The following is an 18,935-nucleotide window of genomic DNA, read 5'->3' as shown; positions in this document are numbered from 1 at the left end:
ACCTGTATTGCAAAACTAAAATAAATGAAAAAATCAATCTTACTTTTAATAGTTTTAGCTTTTAGTATCTTTCAATTAAGCGCACAAAACGAGCAACCCGAAATTAAAACCGATTCTTTAAGTGAAGTTATAGTAACGTCTACTCGAATCGATTTACCCTTTAAAGAAAATTCCAGAACCATAAACATTATTACAGCAACTGATATTAAAAATAGCTCTGCGACCAACATGGCAGATTTATTACAGCAAGTGGCTGGCGTAGATATTAGAAGACGTGGCACAGGCGGAAGTCAGGCTGATTTATTTATTAGAGGTGGTGGTTTTGACCAAACCCTTCTATTAATTGATGGCATAAAAATGGACGATGCGCAAACGGGTCATCACACCATGAATGCGGCTTTACCTCTAGAAGTTATTGAGCGTATTGAAATTATTAAAGGGCCTGCAGCTAGAGTTTTTGGACAAAATGCTTTTACTGGTGCTATTAATATTGTGACGAAATCTAACGTAAACAATGCTGTTTCTGCAAATATTGAAGCGGGTTCTTTTGGTCAGCTTAACGGCTCTGTAACGGTTGGTTCTAATTTAGAAAACTCAACACATATTTTTCATGCTGGGAAAATGACCTCTGAAGGTTACCGATTCAACACCGATTATGACAATTCTAATTATTTCTTAAAAAGTGTTTTCAATAAAAAAGCACAACCTATTGAAATGATAGCGACGTTTTTTGAAAAAAATTTTGGTGCTGAAAACTTCTATACACCATCAAGTTGGGGTTTTAATGAATATGAAGAAACACAAAACAGTTTAATTGCGTTTACTTCAACTTTTAAATCTGAAAGACTAAAAATTCAACCGCGTGTGTATTGGAAACGTAATCAAGATATGTTTTTATTACAACGTGATGACCCTAATTTTTTTAGAAATTTTCATATTTCGAATAAAATAGGTGCTGAAGCTAATGCATCCTATAAATCTGAATTAGGGGAAACTGGTTTTGGTGTGGACATGTCTAAAGTGTACTTACGAAGCAATAACTTAGGTCATCGTAATCGTTTTATGGCGACTGTTTTCTTAGAACATCGATTTGAGCTTGCCGATAACCGATTAGACATTACACCTGGTGTTGCTATGACTTATTTTTCGGATTTTAAATTCAATGCTTTTCCTGGATTAGATATTGGTTATGATATTACTAACAACTTAAAAGCCTACGGAAATGTGGGTTACACCTACAGAATACCAACCTATACAGATTTGTATTATAATGGTGGTGGAAGTATTGGGAATCCGGATTTAGAACCAGAAGATGCCTTAGCGCAAGAACTAGGACTAAAATATATAACGCCAAAATTCTCAGTAACCTTAGCGGCATTTAATAGAGATGCTAAAAACCTTATTGATTATGTGAGGCAAAATACAGATGAAGAATCCTTTACAGCAACAAATATCGCCGAAGTCAACACTAAAGGCTTTGAATTTGATGCGTCTTATAACTTTAAGTTGAATAACTTCAACCAAACTTTAGCCATTGGTTATAGCTTTTTAGAAGATGATATTTTAGACCAAAACCCAGAATTATCGCGTTACTCTCTAAACACATTGAAGCATCATTTTACAACACGATTAAGCACAAAATTATTTAAAAACATCAGCCAGAATATCGTTTACAAATATGCTGAACGTACCACAGGACAAACCTATAACGTTTGGGATGCTTCTATTGTAATGGCATTAAAACAAGTGGAATTATCAATAACAGCAAGCAATATTTTTGATGTGGATTATATTGAATCTGGTTTTACACCAATGCCACCAAGTAATGTGTTGTTTGGGTTGCGTTATAAGTTTAAATAATCATTGTGGATTCCTGCCTGCGCAGGAATGACAAACAGAGGAATATAATAACTTTTGTAAAATCCTGCAAGGTCTATTTTTGATTTTGCAGGATTTAAATGTAGAATACCTACAAGGTTTTTGAAACCTTGCAGGATTATTATTTATTAGTAATAAAACACCCCTAAAGTCCCCTCAAGGGGACAGTCTCACTGTTGCGAATAAAAAAATCTAAAAGATTTTTTTATTAATTGTCCCCTTGAGGGGACTTTAGGGGTGTTTTACTATAGAAAAAATCAACCAACATTTAGGCCCTCAGTAGATTCCTGCCTTCGCAGGAATAACAAACAGCAGCAATGACAAACAGAGGATTTTAGTAACTATAGACTAGTGTCTTCCTAAGAACCATAAATCAACCAAATAAAATATTTTTCAAAAACACTGTAACAAAATACATTCTTCTGCTACTTATACTTTGAAAGTGGTTAGCATTTTAATCTTTTATGAAGCTTCAAAAGTATTAAAACAACCACACTACAAATAACCATCATATACATTTTACATTTCTCGTATTGGATAACTACGCTTCCAATTCAAGATTTAAAACTATCCTAGACAAACGTTGTCTTGTTTGGTGGTCATTTGGTGTCTAATTTACTTTCAAAATAATACGCCTAAAACCTTATTAGGTTGTATCTTTATTAACTCAAATTAAACCCTAGAATTATGGCAGACTGGTTTTCGAATTTAGAATTTATATCCAAAATATATTGGTTAACGGCTATCCTTGGTTCTCTTGTGTTTTCTGTAGTTATGATTATGGCATTTACAGGAGGCGATGCTGATGATATTGATACCGATATTGAAGCTGGGTTTCAGTTTATTTCCTTTAAAAACCTGGTTGGCTTTTTTACCATTTTTGGTTGGAGTGGCATTGCGTGTATCGATGCTGGTCTTTCTACTCCATTAACCATCATCGTATCCACAATTTGTGGTTTATTAATGATGGTTATTATGGCAACACTCTTCTACTTTATCAGTAAACTAACCGATAGTGGTACTTTAAATTATAAAAATGCTATTGATGCGGTTGGCGAAGTGTATTTAACCATTGGCGAAGACCGTTCTAGAATGGGAAAAGTAAGCGTTAGCGTGCAAGGTACCATGAGAGAATTAGATGCACTAACCGATTCGTTAACACCATTAAAAACCGGAACCATTATAAAAGTCGTGGATGTAACCTCAAACGGCATCTTAATTGTAGACCAAACCCGAAAACCCATTGAGCCTACTCCATCACAATCTGAACCTTTATTGGATGGTAACGTGCAAAAGAAAATATCTAACTAAAAAAATAAACCTTCAAATTTAAAAACTATGACATTACTAACCATTCAAGAAAATTTTAATGTGGACAGCTTAGGCGTTCCTATGCTCGCCATTTTTGTGGTCTTATTTATTGTACTGACCTTAATTATATTAATTAAACGCTACAAACGTTGTCCTTCGGATCGTATTTTAGTGGTCTATGGTAAAGTTGGTGGCGGACAGTCGGCCAAATGTATTCATGGTGGCGCAGCCTTTATTATTCCTGTGATTCAAGATTATGAATTTTTAGATTTAACACCAATTTCTATTGAAGTGAATTTGGTCAATGCTTTATCTAAACAAAACATTCGTGTTAATGTGCCATCGCGTTTTACCATTGGTGTCTCTACAGAACCTGGTGTAATGCAAAATGCTGCAGAACGTTTATTAGGTTTAGGCGCGCAAGATGTACAAGAATTAGCGAAAGAAATTATTTTCGGACAATTACGTTTGGTAGTCGCTTCTATGGATATTGAAGAAATTAACAACGATCGCGATAAGTTTTTAACTAACATTTCGCAGTCGGTTGAAACGGAATTAAAGAAAGTAGGGTTAAAACTCATCAACGTAAACATTACTGATATTGTTGACGAGTCTGGTTATATTGAAGCTCTTGGTAAGGAAGCAGCAGCACACGCTATTAACGCAGCTCGTAAATCGGTTGCAGAGAAAACCAGAGATGGTTCTATTGGTGAAGCAAACGCTGTACAAGATGAAAGAACGCAAGTTGCGGCAGCGAATGCACAAGCTGTAGAAGGGGAAAACACGGCTAAAATTGCAGTTGCCAACTCAGATTCTACACGTCGTCAGCGTGAAGCCGAAGCAGAACGTGTAGCGATTGCTGCTGAGAAAGTACAAGCTGCAAAAGCCTTAGAAGAGTCTTATGCGGCAGAGCAAGAAGCAGAAACCGCAAGAGCAGAACGTGAGCGTTCATCTCAAATGGCAGATATTATTGTCCCTGCACAAATTGATAAGCAAAAGGCTGAAATTGATGCTGAAGCAGAAGCTGAGCGTATTAGACGTAAAGCCAAAGGTGAAGCCGACGCGATATTATTTAAAGCACAAGCCGAAGCACAAGGTCAGTTTGAAATCTTAACCAAGCAAGCTGCTGGTATGGAGCAAATAGTAAAAGCTGCTGGTAATAACAGTAGAGATGCTGTACTATTATTAATTGCAGATAAATTACCTGAACTGGTACAAGCACAAGCCGAAGCGATTAAGAATATTAAAATCGATAAAGTGACCGTTTGGGATGGTGGTTCTAGCAATGAAGATGGCAAATCATCTACGGCTAATTTCTTATCTGGTATGTACAAATCAGTACCACCTTTACAAGACATGTTTAATATGGCTGGTATGGATTTACCAGAGTATTTAAAAGGAAAAGACAAAAAAGAGATTGACGCAGAAGATGCTAAAATTGAAAAGTCTTAAGATCTACTAAATATCAAAAAAAGTCCATTTGTAACCGAATGGACTTTTTTAACCTTAATGATCTATTATGAACCGTTATAAATTCAAACAAAACAATTTACTTTGGCAGCAAGTTCTGGGAATTTTTGCCTTAGGTGTTGGAGTTATAGCCACTTTTGATGACCTAAAAGGCATAGTTCCTTTATTTATGGGCATCTATTTATTAATTCAAGATGGTGTTGAACTCAATTTTGAAGCGCGTACCTATAGACGTACTAAATCTTTTTTTGGACTAGCGTTTGGCAAATGGCAACCGCTTCCAGATATTGATTATGTGTCTGTATTTAAAACCACAGAAACTACAACCGTTTGGGCTGCGAGTGCTAGTGCTAATATTTCGAATGCTGTTGTTAAAGTGAATCTGTTTTATCACACCAATCAGAAAATTGAGGTTTACACAACTAGACACGAAGAAGAGGCGTTTTCTAAAGCCAAACAAATAGCATCTATTTTAGATATAGATATATTAGATGCGACTACTAAACAAAGCAAATGGATTTAATTAAATGACAAATTTATGATTTTTACGAGCATTCTTTTTATTGTTTTAGGCGCTTTAATTAAGTATGGAAAAATGTATTTTTTAATTGCTGGCTACAATACCATGTCTGAAGAAAAAAAGGCCAACTACGATATTGAAGGCATTGCCACTGTGTTTAGAAACGCCATGTTTGGCATGGCTGCTCTTATGCTCATTGGCGTAGCTTTAAGTGATCTGTTAGCGTTACCAAAACTAGAAGACTATTTCTTTTTTGGCGCCTTAATCATTGGCATTCCGTATTTACTTGTGGTTTCAAATTCTAATAAATATAAACGTAAGCCCTAAGCGTTTACAGCAAAACAACCATGTGAACGACTGCAATTTTAACCTTTCAAAAAAGCACATTCGTTTTCATTTCTTTAATTTTGAAGTTAAATAATCTTACGTTTTGACACTCAATCTTACAGCCATTCCTAGAGTAAAAACCATTTCTAAGGATGCCTTTCTCAATACCTATTATAAGCCACAACTTCCTGTGGTGATAGAACAAGGCATTACAGATTGGCCTGCGTATTCTAAATGGAATTTAGAGTATATCAAAGCAATTGCAGGCGATATTACAGTACCACTTTATGATGATAGACCTGTAGATTACAAAGATGGCTTTAACCAGGCGCATGCTCAAATGAAAATGAGCGACTATATTGATCTCTTGCAACGCGAACCTACAAAATATCGCATCTTCCTTTGGAATATTTTAAAAGAAGTACCACAGCTTCAGCAAGATTTTAAGTATCCAGATTTTGGACTTCGGTTAATGAAAACATTACCAATGCTCTTTTTTGGTGGTACAGACGCCCACACCTTTATGCATTATGATATTGATTTGGCCAATATTTTTCATGTGCATTTTAATGGTAAAAAGGACTGTATTTTATTTGATCAGCGGCAAACAAAATACTTATACAAAGTACCACATTCTTTAATCACACGCGAAGATATCGATTTTAACAATCCAGATTTCAACACATGGCCAGCCCTTAAAAATGCCAAAGGATGGACCTGCCAACTTCAACATGGTGAATTGTTGTATTTGCCAGAAGGCTATTGGCATTATATGCGCTACCTTACACCAGGCTTTTCTTTAAGTTTACGCGCCATTCCCAAACGTCCGCTGCACCTTTGCAAAGCTGTTTATAACATTTTGATAATGCGGCATTTTGATCATTTAATGCGAAAATTAAAAGGGCAAAAATGGATCGATTATAAAAACAAAAAGGCGGTTACAAACACAGCGCCTTTCGTGTAAAATTCTTACGTGGATTACAATTCTATTTGTATATTTGTACCGATTATTCAAAAATAAAAACATGAAAAAATTACTAGTAATATTAGCATTAGTGGCCTTTAGCTTTGGACACTCGCAAGCCTACAATGGAAAAGGTGATGGCAAATTTCAGGTTGGTGCAAACTTTCAGAATAATGGTACAGGACTAAATGTCTCTTACGATTATGGCATTGGTGAAAATATTTCTGTTGGTGTGTCTACAACATACGTATTAGGCTTAGATGATGCCTTAAAAGATGCGGCAGACTTTATAGACCGTTACGACTTAAGAGTCCGTTTTAATGCCAATATCGGAAACGTTTTAGCCATAGATGATAACTTTGATCTGTATCCTGGTTTAAGCCTTGGTTTAAAGAATTTTGGTGGTCACTTAGGTGCGCGCTACTTTTTTACAGATGGATTTGGTTTGTACACAGAACTCAATGCGCCATTTGCTAAATATGATACCAGCTTAACTGAGGTACAAGAATTACACAATCAGTTTACCATTAATTTTGGTGCTGTTTTTAATTTATAATACGCTACCGCAGTATAATCACAAAGCCTTTTCAACTTATCATTACAAGGACTGAAAAGGCTTTGTTATTTTATAAATTCATTTAGTTTTTCATATACTAAATGCGATTCCCAACCACGATACAACAAATAATCTGCGACTTTTTTCTTCTTTTTAAAACGGTCATTTTCCTTCACCTGCGCTATACGTTTTAGCGTTAAGGCTTCTAAGGTTTGGTGATAGGCTTCTTCATCAATTTCTTTTAAGGCCGTTTGAATACTATAGGTAGAAATCTCCCTAAGTTTTAGCTCTCTTACCAATCGGACTTTTCCCCATTGTTTAATTCTAAATTTCCCACGGACAAAGGCTTGAGCAAAGCGTTCTTCATTTAAAAAATTATGTTCAATTAAATGCACCAAAATAACATCAATAGCTTCTGGTATCATACGCATTTCCTTAAGTTTAGTTTTCACTTCCTTATGGCAACGCTCTTGATAAGCACAGTAACGTTCTAACTTTCGTTTGGCTTCAGTGACTGTATAGGTCTTGGTAGAATTCATTATGCCAAAAATACGATAGATTTTTTTTGCCCAACCTATTGGCATTCCTAAAAATAACCCACAACTTTACATGATATCGTCTCTATGTGTATTTTATGGAGGAAATGTGGGTAAATCATAATGAATTGTTAATAAATTCGTAACTTACAAGTTGCTGTCTTACAACACTATTAAGTTAAATTTGTAAGCTATTAATCCTTTTTAATTATCCCTTATGATTAAAAACTACGTTTTACCACTTATTTTTATATGTTTTGCTGTTAGCTTTGGTTATGGGCAAACAACTATTGCCATTCAAGATTTTGAAACTGTACCAGCTACACCAACTATGACTTATACTGGTGGTTCTATTGCTACAGGTTCTGGTCCTTTTCCTGCAGGCGATGATAATTTTGTCAGTGGTTCACAAGCCATTGAAGTAAACAACGGAACGGAAACTGTTTTATTTTCTACGGTAAATGCATCTGGATTTACATCTGTTTATTTCACATGTCGTTTAGCTTCTTTCTCAGGATCTACAGGAAATGGTGCCGATGGTGCAGATGAAGTTTATGTGGATATCAGCACAGATGGTGGAACTACTTGGTCAAGTGAATTGGAAGTTCAAGGTAATAGTAATTCTAGATGGTCATTTGATACAGGTACTGGCTCAGCATCTACAACTTATGATGGTGATGATTCTGCCACAATATTCACACCTGCTGGTGGAAACGATAGAACAACCGACGGTTATAGTAATATAACAGTTAATGGCTTACCTAATTCTACCAATTTAAGAGTGAGGTTAGTAATGAATAATAATGGTGACAATGAATATTGGATTGTTGATGATGCAGAAATTATTGGAACACCTGCTGCTGCATGTACAACACCAACAGCTCAACCAACTAGTTTAGTTTTAAATAACATTACGAGTTCTTCTATTGATGGTGCATTCACGGCTTCAGCGGCAGACAGCTACTTGGTAGTAGCAAGTACATCTGCTACTTTAGGCGCAAACCCTGTAGATGGGACTTCATACTCAACTGGCGACTCATTAGGAAGTGGCACAGTTGTACAAAGCTCTACTGCTACAACTTTTACAGCATCTGGTTTGGTACAAAATACCCAATATTACTTTTTTGTTTTTGCTTATAATGGCGCAGGTTGTTCTGGTGGTCCATTATATTATACACCAAGTCCTTTGACAGGAGATGACACTACTATATCAGGTCCTTGTTTAACTGATAATTTCAATTCTGGTTATGGGAATTGGACTGGAGGATCAGGCACATTCAATAGTAGCACAGCTGGAATCACAGGTAATGGTGTCGGTTTCAACGACAATAATGACGATATAATTACTTCAGTTTCACTTACTGACCCAACTTCCATAAGTTTTATAGCTAGAGCATCAGGAGTAACCTCAAATTACACTATAAACTTTCAATATTCTACAGCTCCAGGAGGACCTTGGACAACTGTTACTTCAATCGTTGCTAATGGATCAAATACAGGTGATATCACAAATACTGCAAATACATTTAACATCAACTTAAATTTAATAGGTACTTACTATTTAAGAATTCTACAATCTCCTAGGTCTGGTGGATCTTTTTACTTGGATGATGTTGAAATTTTCTGTGGAGCTTCTACTCCTGAACCAGAATTACAACTAGTAGATAGTTCTGCTTCAAATCAAAATTGTGGCTACACTATTGATTTTGGAAATGTCGCTAGTGATGGTAGTACAACAGATTTAACTTTTGATATTGAAAATATTGGTTCATCGGATTTAGATATCTCTTCTTATGGTATCACAGGAGATTACACTATTGTTTCGCCTGCAACGCCTTTTACTATTGCTGCAAGTGGTTCTCAAACGGTAACTGTAAGATTTACACCTACTGCGAATGGCACAAGAACAGGTGTGCTTACCATAAATAATAATGACATCGATGAAGGCACGTGTACAGTTAATTTAACTGGTATCGGTTTTACACCTACTCCAGAAATAGACATTGAGCGTAATACAGGTGGTTCAATTGCCAATGGAGCTGCTGCAAGTACTGGTCGAAATACCATTTTTGCGTCTACAGTAATGGGTAATTCTACAGCACCTAAAACCTACTATGTTAGCAATGAAGGTACTGGCGACCTTAGTTTAGTAAGTATTGTATCATCTAATCCTGCAGAATTTACAATTTCTCTTAATCCAGGTGCAACAACAATCACTGCTGGTACTGAGGTAGATTTTGAAATTATTTTCTCTCCTACAGGAGTTGGAACTAGAACAGGCGTTATCACTATTAGAAGTGACGATGCAGATGAAGATCCCTATACGTTCAACGTGCAAGGTAATGGTGAATGTGCTGCTGGTGCACTTACGTTTTTACCAGACAATGGACCTGTTGGCACTATTGTAAATGTAACATCTAGTACTAATAATTTTGGTGGTTCAACAACGGTTACTGTGAACGGAATTGCTGCTGCTATTACAGTCATTTCTACATCTGAAATTGAAGTAACGATTCCTTCGGGTGCAACAACCGGAAACTTAGAAATTAATGATGATTTAGGTTGTTTGAGTTCGGCATTATTTACGGTTATCGATCAGCTTATATCTTCTTGTGAAGGAAATACAGGTACACCACCTTTAGATTTGTTTTTTAGCGAAATTACAGATCATGGTAGTGGTTCTCATTCCTACGTAGAAATTTTTAACGGAACAGGAGTCGCAGTTAATTTAGCGAATTATGAAATAAGAATTCATAATAATGGAACTGGTACTGCCACTAACACTATTCCTTTAACTGGTACGTTGCTTAACAATGATGTATTTGTACTTGCTTTTGGTAGTACTGATGCAACTAACCCATATGCCTCTCACGGATACGATCAATATGATAACGCAAGTGGTGTAAATGAAGATGACAATATTCGTTTGTATTATACACCAACTAACACTTGGATAGATTTATGGGGAGACACAGCAGGTAATGTATTTACAGTTGCTAGTAAAGATTATGTTTACAGAAGAAAGAATTCTGGTATAACGGCACCAAGTACAACTTGGGATGCTACAGATTGGGATAGTTTTACACCTGTTGATTATAGTGATATTGGAAATTATGATTTTTCTACTGGCTCACCTCCAACAGTTAATACTCATCCATCAGCATTAGCTTTTGACTGTGAATTCTCAACGAGCTTATGGATTTCTGGAACTGAAGGTCATACAGGTCCAGTACCTGCAGACACACAAAATTTAGCTTACCAATGGTTTTATAATGTGCCTGGCGCTGCTACTTGGACTGAGATATTACCAACGGACACCAATTATACAGGGCAGCAGTCTGCAATACTAAATATACCTAACACTATTGGCTTAGATGGTTACCAGTATTACTGTCAATTAAGAGAAGATACAGCCACTTGTTTTAAAGCTTCTGAAGCTGTAAAACTCGATGTACGTGCTTCGATTTGGGATGGTACCAATTGGTCTGCACCACCAGCCTTAGATAGATATGCTATAATTGATGGTGATTATGATACTTCTGAAATTACCAATGGCGAAACGAGTTTTGAAGCTTGTAGCTGTACCATTACTGATACACATGAGTTGCTTATTGAAGACAATGACTTTGTACGTGTAGACAATAATCTCGTTGTAGATGGTACTTTAGTGGTAAGACCTTATGGGTCCTTTGTTCAAGTTAATGATGCTGGTACAGTAACTGGCAACGTATTAACAACAGCTAGTAAAATTTCTGTTGTAAAGAAGACTGCGTATTTAAACTCGTCTCAAGAATATGTGTATTGGAGTTCACCAGTCTCTGGCGAAACCATTAACAACGGTTTGGCAGAAGCCAACTTACAACAAGCTTATTGGTTTAATGGTCAAAACTATTTGGATGCCACTGAAGAAACTAACAATGACAATGCCACAATAGCAGGACAAGATGATATAGACGACAATGGTGACGATTGGCAATTTGCCGCAGGTGCAACCGTTATGGCTCCTGGTGTAGGTTATGCAGCCACACAAGGTATTATTCCATTTGGCAATGAGCTAGATTATATCTTTGAAGGCCCTTTTAACAACGGTGTTTATAATGTACCTATTTATAGAAATGATTCTGAAATGGCAGATAACAACTGGAACTTTATAGGGAACCCTTATCCTTCGGCTATAGATGCAGATCTTTTCTTAGCTGCCAATGCAAGTATTGATCAAACTGCAGGTCCATTAAATGGTGCTATTTTCTTCTGGTCTCATGATACAGCAGCAGATGCAGATACTAACGGTAACCAATCGCTAAACTACGCGCAGAGCGATTATGCCATTATAAATGCGTCTGGCCAAACAGCTGGTGGTGAAGGTGTAGTACCAAATAGGTTTATCCCTTCTGGTCAAGGCTTTTTTGTATCAATGGATGATAGTGCTACGTCTACTGTCGTTAGTGGTAGTGTAAGAACTACAGATGTTGTATTTAACAACAGTATGCGTGTTACTGGTAATAACGATCAGTTTTTTAGAACGACAACAACACAAACCAATAGACTTTGGTTAAACTTAACTTCTGATAATGGTGTGTTTAATCAAATATTAATCGCGTATCTTGATGGTGCTACAGATGCCAATGATGGTATGTACTATGATGCCAAGCGCAACCGATCTATCAATGTTAATGCTACGCTATATTCGTTATTAGATGATTCTCATACCGATAAATTTACCATACAAGGTAAAGATCCTATTGGGCTAGATAGTAACGAAGTTATTCCTTTAGGGTTTTACACTGCTATAGATGAAGCCACGTTATATACCATTTCTATACCTCAATTTGAAGGCGATTTTATCACCAACAATACAGTGTACTTAAAAGACAATAGTCTTAACGTGTACCATGATCTGTCTGCAAATGACTATACGTTTACCTCAGAAACTGGTGAATTTAATGAGCGTTTTGAAATTGTATTTACAACAACGGCACTTTCTATTGATGATGCTGTGTTAGATGCTAACGCCATTACTGTTGTAGAACTTACACATGATAATGTAGAATTTAGAATTCATTCTAAACAACTGACCATTGCACAGGTAGATATTCTGGATCTCTTAGGGAAACAAGTGCATCGCTTTAAAGGCCACAATGCCACTGAAGTTTATCACTTAGGGCAACTTAGCCAAGCGACTTATATTGCTAAGATCACCTTATCTAACGGACAAGTCATCAATAAAAAAATCATTAAAAAATAAGAACTTACATAGTAAAACCCATACCATACGTTCTTAATATGTTATATATTGAGAACGTATTTTTTTACCTATCATCAACCCTAAATAATCACATTCTCTATGGCAAAACTTATGAAAACTCTAGCACAAATTATTGGCATCGTTAGTCTTATAATTATCACCTCTTGTTCTTCAACAAAAACCGCAAAAACCGCTACAAAAGCCGAGACAAATACGTCGCAAAGTATTGATAATACAGGACGTGATGGTAGTTCGTTTGAAAAGGCCATTATCGTTAAAAGTATCTCTGATGAATACGCTTTTGTAAAGAAAGCCTGTGTAAATTGTACATTACTTGGCCAAGCTTTAGCCTACAATGACAAAAAGCCTTTTGATATTCTTAGACTTAAAAATGCAGAAGGCGAAACCGTGTCTTATTATTTTGATATTTCACTGTTTTTTGGAAAGGGCTTCTAAAACCAGTTTTAGAGTCGTGTAAAATCACATAGCAGTATCGTTGCGAATATCAATTAGCACAAACCCATTGCCAAGCGCTATTACAGCGTATATTTTAACGCGAGAATTAAGTTTCTACCAGCAGCTGTAATACCCGAAGAATAGGTTCTGTAGCGTTGGTCTGTAATGTTTTCTAAACTTGCTGATATGGTCCAATTGTCGTTATACTGATATTGGGTTCTTAAATTAAGTGTATACCAAGACGGTACATAAGGATTGCCATTACTGTCTTTAGCATAGATATAATCTTTTTCGGCTTCCGAAGGTGCTAATTGACTATTAGAAAACGTATTGTTATACACTAAAAATCCATCGATTAATAATTTATCTTTTTTATACTTTAAATGGGTTTGCCCAAAATTTGGTGCAACGTGCCTAATAGGTTCTTCTACACCTTCGTTATCTTCAGTACCACCAATAATATTGTATTGCGATCGCAATTGTAAGTGCTTAGTGAAATTAATATCCATACCCACTTCAAAGCCATAAATCCATGCTTTAGACGCATTTTGTATGGATTGTACAGTACTTAATTCGCCATCGTACATAATTTCGGTTTCGCCATTGAGCTCGTAATCTCTTCGGATTAGGGCATGATCTAAAAACGTATAGTAGGTCGCCAAATCAATAACAACTTTATCATTTAGATTTAGCTTAAAGCCTAACTCACCACTATAGGCATACTCGGCTTTTACATTATCATTAGGCACCACAACAGCACCAGGTTCTGAGTCAAACACTTTACCAATGTCATCAATATTTGGTGCTCTAAAAGCGGTAGAAGCATTTAATTTCCATTGTATCATATCACTTGGTAACCAGGTTAAACCTGCTGTACCAGTTAATGCGCCTGTGTTTACTTTTGCGGTATTAAACGGTAAGTTTAAGTACTGGTTATTTGCTGTAAAATCTGCTTTAGACAGCACTTGATTATAGCGCAAACCGGTCTGAAAAACAAATGTAATATTAGGCTTATACTTTAAACTCGTATAGGCTGCAAACGACTGCCATGTTGCGCCATCTGGATATCGTGTTACTGTAGCTGTACTTGTATTGGTTGCAATATTTTGGGCTTCACCAACAGAACCCACTACATTATAGAGGTACTCTGCGCCATAAAATAAGGATACTTTAGAATTAAACCGTTTTTCTAAATCTACATTGAGCGAAACCGCATCAACTTGTTCTTCTCTTATGTTGCGGATTTCAGATTGAAAATCGCGATCTCTTCTACTCTCTTTAAAGTTTTGGTAGGCAAGCGTTGTTTGTATTTTATTGTAAAACGGAGAACTACTGCTAAGTTTCGTTAACTGAAAATTACCCATAAACCATTGCTGTGGTCCGTAATTCCATTCTGCCGAACGCAAGGTATCATCTCTGTAGCGCAACAACCGATCATATCTCGAATAATCTGAAGTGGTAGAAAAGTAAACACCAAAATCAAAATCGAGGTTATCTGAAGGTTCATAACGCAACTTTTGCATAAGGTTAATCTGATTATAACCTGTTGGGTTCTGAATTTGAGGATTAGGATTTTCTACAACCACATCTTCTCCATTTTGTTGTGTGACGTACTCTAATCGTAAATAATCGTCTGGGCCATGACTTCCCATACGTAAATCACCGAAATCGGTATAACTAATACTCGTTAAAAACGCCCATTTATGATAGCCTAAATTAAAGTCTAGATGTGCTGTTTTTTCATGGCTAGCAGTCGCAAAACGCGACATGGCATTGGCACTAAAATACAGATCATCTTTATAAGACAACTGTGGTTTTTTAGTGTAGAAACTCATAACACCACCAATGGCATCACTTCCATAAACCACAGAACCAGCACCCAAAGTTACTTCGGTATTATGCACTGCTAAAGGATCTATAGATATCACATTCTGAAGATTACCACCTCTAAAGATGGCATTATTCATACGTACACCATCTACCGTAATTAATAGTCTATTGGTAGAAAACCCTCTAATCATAGGACTTCCGCCACCTAATTGACTTTTTTGCACATACACATTCCCTGTATGCTCTAAAAGATCTGCACTGGTTTGCGGGTTTGTAAACGTAATATCATTAGCACTTACACTGACGATGGTTTGCGGAATTTCGCGTTTGTTTTGTTCAAACTTTGAAGCAGAAATGACAATTTGCCTTAACCCTTCTACTTTAGGCGTCAAATAAATGATATAATTGAATTGGGCAATCTGTACTTTAGTTAAGGCTAATTTTTGATATAAGAAATCTTTAAAAATTATAATTTCATTTTTCTTAAAACGGTCTAGTGAAGCTTGTCCGTTTTTATCCGTGACTAAGGTTTTCGTTTTACTATTATTATATAACGATACACCCAAAATAGGTGTTTTAGTATCTGCTTCTAAAACGGTTACGGTTTGTCCATAACTGTATTGCAGCACTAAACATATAATGATACTAAATAGATACTTATTTTTCACTTATAATTAATCGTTATTGACAACAGCTTAATGAAATACGTCCGTTAAAACTTGTAATGATTTTGGTTTTCTAAAACTACCCAAATGTAATTCAAAATAATACAACAGCATATTCAAAAACTCTTGTCTTTGTGCAGCATTAATTTTTATGGTATGTAAAGCATCAAAATTTGTGCCCAAGAGCTGTTTTAACAGTGTTAAATTTGAACCAGAAATTGAATAAATACCGTTATTCTGAGCTTCAAAAATGCCACTTTCTAAATTAAAATAAGGGTAATCATTTTTTAAATTTTCGGGTTGAAATCCAAGGTAACGTGTTAATTTTAAAAGAAACAACAAATGAAAGTTAGCAAACTGATCTTCGTTGTCTAAATATTGAAGTGCTGCGATAATAAAATCGAATAAATCTTCATTCTTTTCTTCTTCCTTTAGCACATTAGACAAAATTTCAGCTAAAAATAAAACAATGGCACTTTTAAAAATGTTGGTATGTAAGCTTGTGTAGACGTAATTAAATTTGACTTCACGTATATAATGCAAGGATTGATTGGGTTTGTACGATTCTTCTATTTGCAATTGCGATAAGGCTTGGTAATACACCGTTTTAGACAAGCCTTTTTTAGATTTAAGCACACCTTTTAACAAATACGACACCACACCTCTTTGTTGTGTATAACACTTTACAATAAGATCATACTCTCTATATTTTAATTTGGAAAGTACGATGCTGTTATTTTTTGAAAGCATGATTTATCTCACAATTAAGACTTTTAGAACTTTGGTTTCAAACGATTCTAAATCTGAAATTAATATTAAATAAACACCTGTGCGTACTACAGAATTGGCCATGTTTTTACCATTCCAAATGGCTGTTCCGCCATCAATTGCAAAATTGTAGCTATTGTTAGACGACCTCAGATTAATATTAGACTGTGCTTCTGCGACTAAGTTTCCTTCAATATCCGTAATTTTTATATTAACGCTATCGGTGAGTCCACTAACTTTGATGCCTTTATTAATATCAGTGAGATCGTTAAGACCTAGAATATTATATTCTGGTCGTACTGGGTTAGGATACACATAGGCATCTTCTAAAGTCTCTTGTACTTTAGTTCCTCCTGCTTTAAAGCCTAACAAGCCTTTATCTGTTGCGATATAAACAATACCATTATTTTCATCAATAGACACATCATTTACGGTGTTTGATGGCAAAGGCGAATTATCTTTAGTAAAATGATACACGGTTGTTTGGCCGTCTGGTGTAAAATAAAACACACCAGAATCTACTGTACTAATCCATTTGTTGTTAGAACCATCGACTTCAATATCTGTAATAATTTGGCTTTCTAGTAGTTCTTTTGCAATACCATCTTCTAATATAATCACTTGGCTAAGGGTAGGATTGGGATCGTCATAAAACCCAGAGGTGTTATACAGCACTCTTAAACCGTTAGTGGTACCAACCCAAAGCTGATTGTTATTATCTATAGCTAAACTAATAAAACGCGTAAAGGGTTGAACATTTTGCGCAGCCGTATTGATATTGCGTAAAGGGTTATTAGAAACGCTTTCATTAAAAGCGATTAAGCCATTGTCATAAGAGCCAATCCATTTGGTACCATTATTATCTATTTCTACTTCAAAAAAACCGTCTTCATCATCAAAACCATCTTCAATTAAACTGGTAAAACTATAGCTTTGCCAATTCCCTGTTGATGGGTTATACGATTTTAATGGACTGTCTATTCTGCTCGAAACGGTCCAAAGGAGGCCATCACGATCAAATTGAGTATCTGTAATTCTAACGCTTATTGCTGTAGGATCAGTAGGTGCAAACAGCGATTCTAAACCACTATTGGTATGGTCGTACAAATCTGTAGGCTCAAAGTTATTTAACTCAATTAAACCTGTATGCACCGCACTTATAAATACTTGGCTTGTATTAAATGGATTTACAGAAATCTCGGATAAGTTTTTAGCTTGAAAAAGACTATCGTAAGGGATACTTACCCACGCCTCATTTCTTAAATAGCTGAGACCTCTACTTCGCAACGGAAAAGGGTTAATAGAGGCCGAATAATCACCAAAAGTGACCCAAACAGCTTGGGCATCAGAATTGATTCTAAAGACATTATTATACAATGGGCCATTGGGTTTTATTTCCGTATATATACTTGCGGTATGAAGCCCGGTTTTCAGCACACCAAAATCCTCAGTACCTATAAACACCTCATCATCTACAATGGTGGTCGCTGTAAAACTGGTATTAAAAACGGCATTGGGTTGAAATGTATTGACCAATTGAAGATTGATATCATAAACCACACTACTATTAGGCATTGAAAACATTAAATGCGATGCTGCCACATCAGTATCTACAGGTAAGGTGGGCAAGGTAAATAAGGTATTAACTATAGTACCATCGATTTCATAAACCGCACCATTAGATCTTACCGAATACACGCTGTTATCTAATGTACTTATGTAATAATAATTTCCTGTAATGACGGTTTCCCATTGTTGAAAATCGATTAAGTTTGGATTACTTAATGCTGCTTTTTTGATGCCATTTTCATCTAAACAGGCTACAAATATTTCATCATTAGCAATAGCCACTTGGTTCACCGTAATCTGAGCACCGCCATTACCTAAAAAGTAAGTATCGCCAAATTCTAGACCTTGTAAATCATAGATAGAAACCCCATAATCTGTAGAAATGTAAATTAAGCCATTGTGCTCATAAAAGTGATTAATACGTTTGTTTGCAGGCGTAATATTTTGCTTTTCTAAAATATCAACAATAGTAAGTACCGCATCGTCATCATTTTCAGTATACAGTTCAATTAAACCTGTTTCGTACCCAATGATGAGGTATTGATACGCTTCACTGTAATAAATGGTTGTTATAGATTCACCCGAAAGGCCATCTACAGTGGTAATGGTATTTATCTCATTGGTTAATGTATTGTATTCAAAAACGGCATTTTCACCAGCTGCAAATATTTTATCTTCACCACTGACAACATCAATAATACTATTATAGGAGAAATGCCCTTGCCATAATGCCTCAAAATCTTGACTATAACATGCCGTTGAGAAACTAAAGAGCAGTACAAAAACGTTAAAAATGATTTTACGCATTCAATAATTAAATTTGGTCAAAGATATTTAATA

13 protein-coding genes are annotated in these 18,935 nt (G+C 35.9%); 9 read left to right on the top strand and 4 right to left on the bottom strand.

The window, feature by feature from the left end; genetic code table 11:
• Positions 1–24 precede the first annotated feature (24 nt).
• The 7 genes from HNV08_RS03205 to HNV08_RS03175 all read left to right on the top strand — a co-directional run bounded on the left by HNV08_RS03205 (position 25) and on the right by HNV08_RS03175 (position 7,026).
• Positions 25–1,860 carry a TonB-dependent receptor plug domain-containing protein gene (locus HNV08_RS03205; RefSeq protein WP_173279692.1) on the top strand — a complete coding sequence of 612 codons (1,836 nt, stop codon included), beginning with the start codon at positions 25–27 and terminating at the stop codon, positions 1,858–1,860.
• A gap of 705 nt (positions 1,861–2,565) precedes the next feature.
• Positions 2,566–3,189 (top strand): hypothetical protein, encoded by a 624-nt coding sequence (locus tag HNV08_RS03200; protein WP_241697170.1) that lies wholly within the window; start codon positions 2,566–2,568, stop codon positions 3,187–3,189.
• 27 nt (positions 3,190–3,216) lie between these two features.
• Positions 3,217–4,641, top strand: coding sequence for a flotillin family protein (locus HNV08_RS03195; protein WP_173279691.1), 1,425 nt, complete (start codon positions 3,217–3,219; stop codon positions 4,639–4,641).
• A gap of 67 nt (positions 4,642–4,708) precedes the next feature.
• The gene (locus tag HNV08_RS03190) at positions 4,709–5,182 is read left to right on the top strand and encodes a hypothetical protein (protein WP_173279690.1); all 474 of its coding nucleotides are present in this window, start codon (positions 4,709–4,711) and stop codon (positions 5,180–5,182) included.
• A 15-nt stretch (positions 5,183–5,197) separates the two neighbouring features.
• Positions 5,198–5,506 carry a DUF3784 domain-containing protein gene (locus HNV08_RS03185; RefSeq protein WP_173279689.1) on the top strand — a complete coding sequence of 103 codons (309 nt, stop codon included), beginning with the start codon at positions 5,198–5,200 and terminating at the stop codon, positions 5,504–5,506.
• Between the two features lie 103 nt (positions 5,507–5,609).
• Positions 5,610–6,470, top strand: coding sequence for a cupin-like domain-containing protein (locus HNV08_RS03180; protein ID WP_173279688.1), 861 nt, complete (start codon positions 5,610–5,612; stop codon positions 6,468–6,470).
• 61 nt (positions 6,471–6,531) lie between these two features.
• Positions 6,532–7,026 carry a DUF6646 family protein gene (locus tag HNV08_RS03175; RefSeq protein ID WP_173279687.1) on the top strand — a complete coding sequence of 165 codons (495 nt, stop codon included), beginning with the start codon at positions 6,532–6,534 and terminating at the stop codon, positions 7,024–7,026.
• Positions 7,027–7,091: 65 nt separating this feature from the next.
• On the opposite strand, the gene HNV08_RS03170 is transcribed toward HNV08_RS03175, so the two are convergent.
• Positions 7,092–7,565 (bottom strand): regulatory protein RecX, encoded by a 474-nt coding sequence (locus HNV08_RS03170; RefSeq protein ID WP_173279686.1) that lies wholly within the window; start codon positions 7,563–7,565, stop codon positions 7,092–7,094.
• A 214-nt stretch (positions 7,566–7,779) separates the two neighbouring features.
• On the opposite strand from HNV08_RS03170, the gene HNV08_RS03165 reads away from it, so the two are divergent.
• Both HNV08_RS03165 and HNV08_RS03160 read left to right on the top strand, forming a co-directional pair.
• Complete coding sequence (locus tag HNV08_RS03165) at positions 7,780–12,807, top strand: choice-of-anchor D domain-containing protein (protein WP_173279685.1); 5,028 nt, start codon at positions 7,780–7,782, stop codon at positions 12,805–12,807.
• Between the two features lie 111 nt (positions 12,808–12,918).
• The gene (locus HNV08_RS03160; protein ID WP_173279683.1) at positions 12,919–13,263 is read left to right on the top strand and encodes a hypothetical protein; all 345 of its coding nucleotides are present in this window, start codon (positions 12,919–12,921) and stop codon (positions 13,261–13,263) included.
• Positions 13,264–13,343: 80 nt separating this feature from the next.
• On the opposite strand, the gene HNV08_RS03155 is transcribed toward HNV08_RS03160, so the two are convergent.
• Genes HNV08_RS03155 through porZ form a run of 3 tightly spaced genes read right to left on the bottom strand, consistent with a single transcriptional unit; the run spans position 13,344 to position 18,902 of the window.
• Positions 13,344–15,761: a TonB-dependent receptor plug domain-containing protein gene (locus tag HNV08_RS03155; RefSeq protein WP_173279682.1), complete on the bottom strand. Its 2,418-nt coding sequence runs from the start codon at positions 15,759–15,761 to the stop codon at positions 13,344–13,346.
• A 27-nt stretch (positions 15,762–15,788) separates the two neighbouring features.
• A complete protein-coding gene (recO, locus tag HNV08_RS03150; protein ID WP_173279681.1) occupies positions 15,789–16,508 on the bottom strand; it encodes a DNA repair protein RecO in 720 nt (239 codons plus the stop codon).
• Positions 16,509–16,511: 3 nt separating this feature from the next.
• Positions 16,512–18,902, bottom strand: a complete 2,391-nt coding sequence (gene porZ / locus HNV08_RS03145; protein ID WP_173279680.1) for a type IX secretion system anionic LPS delivery protein PorZ — start codon at positions 18,900–18,902, stop codon at positions 16,512–16,514.
• Positions 18,903–18,935: the final 33 nt, after the last annotated feature.

This window comes from Winogradskyella eckloniae (genome assembly GCF_013249045.1).
GTDB lineage: Bacteria > Bacteroidota > Bacteroidia > Flavobacteriales > Flavobacteriaceae > Winogradskyella > Winogradskyella eckloniae.
This window is presented reverse-complemented; position numbering and strand designations above follow the sequence as displayed.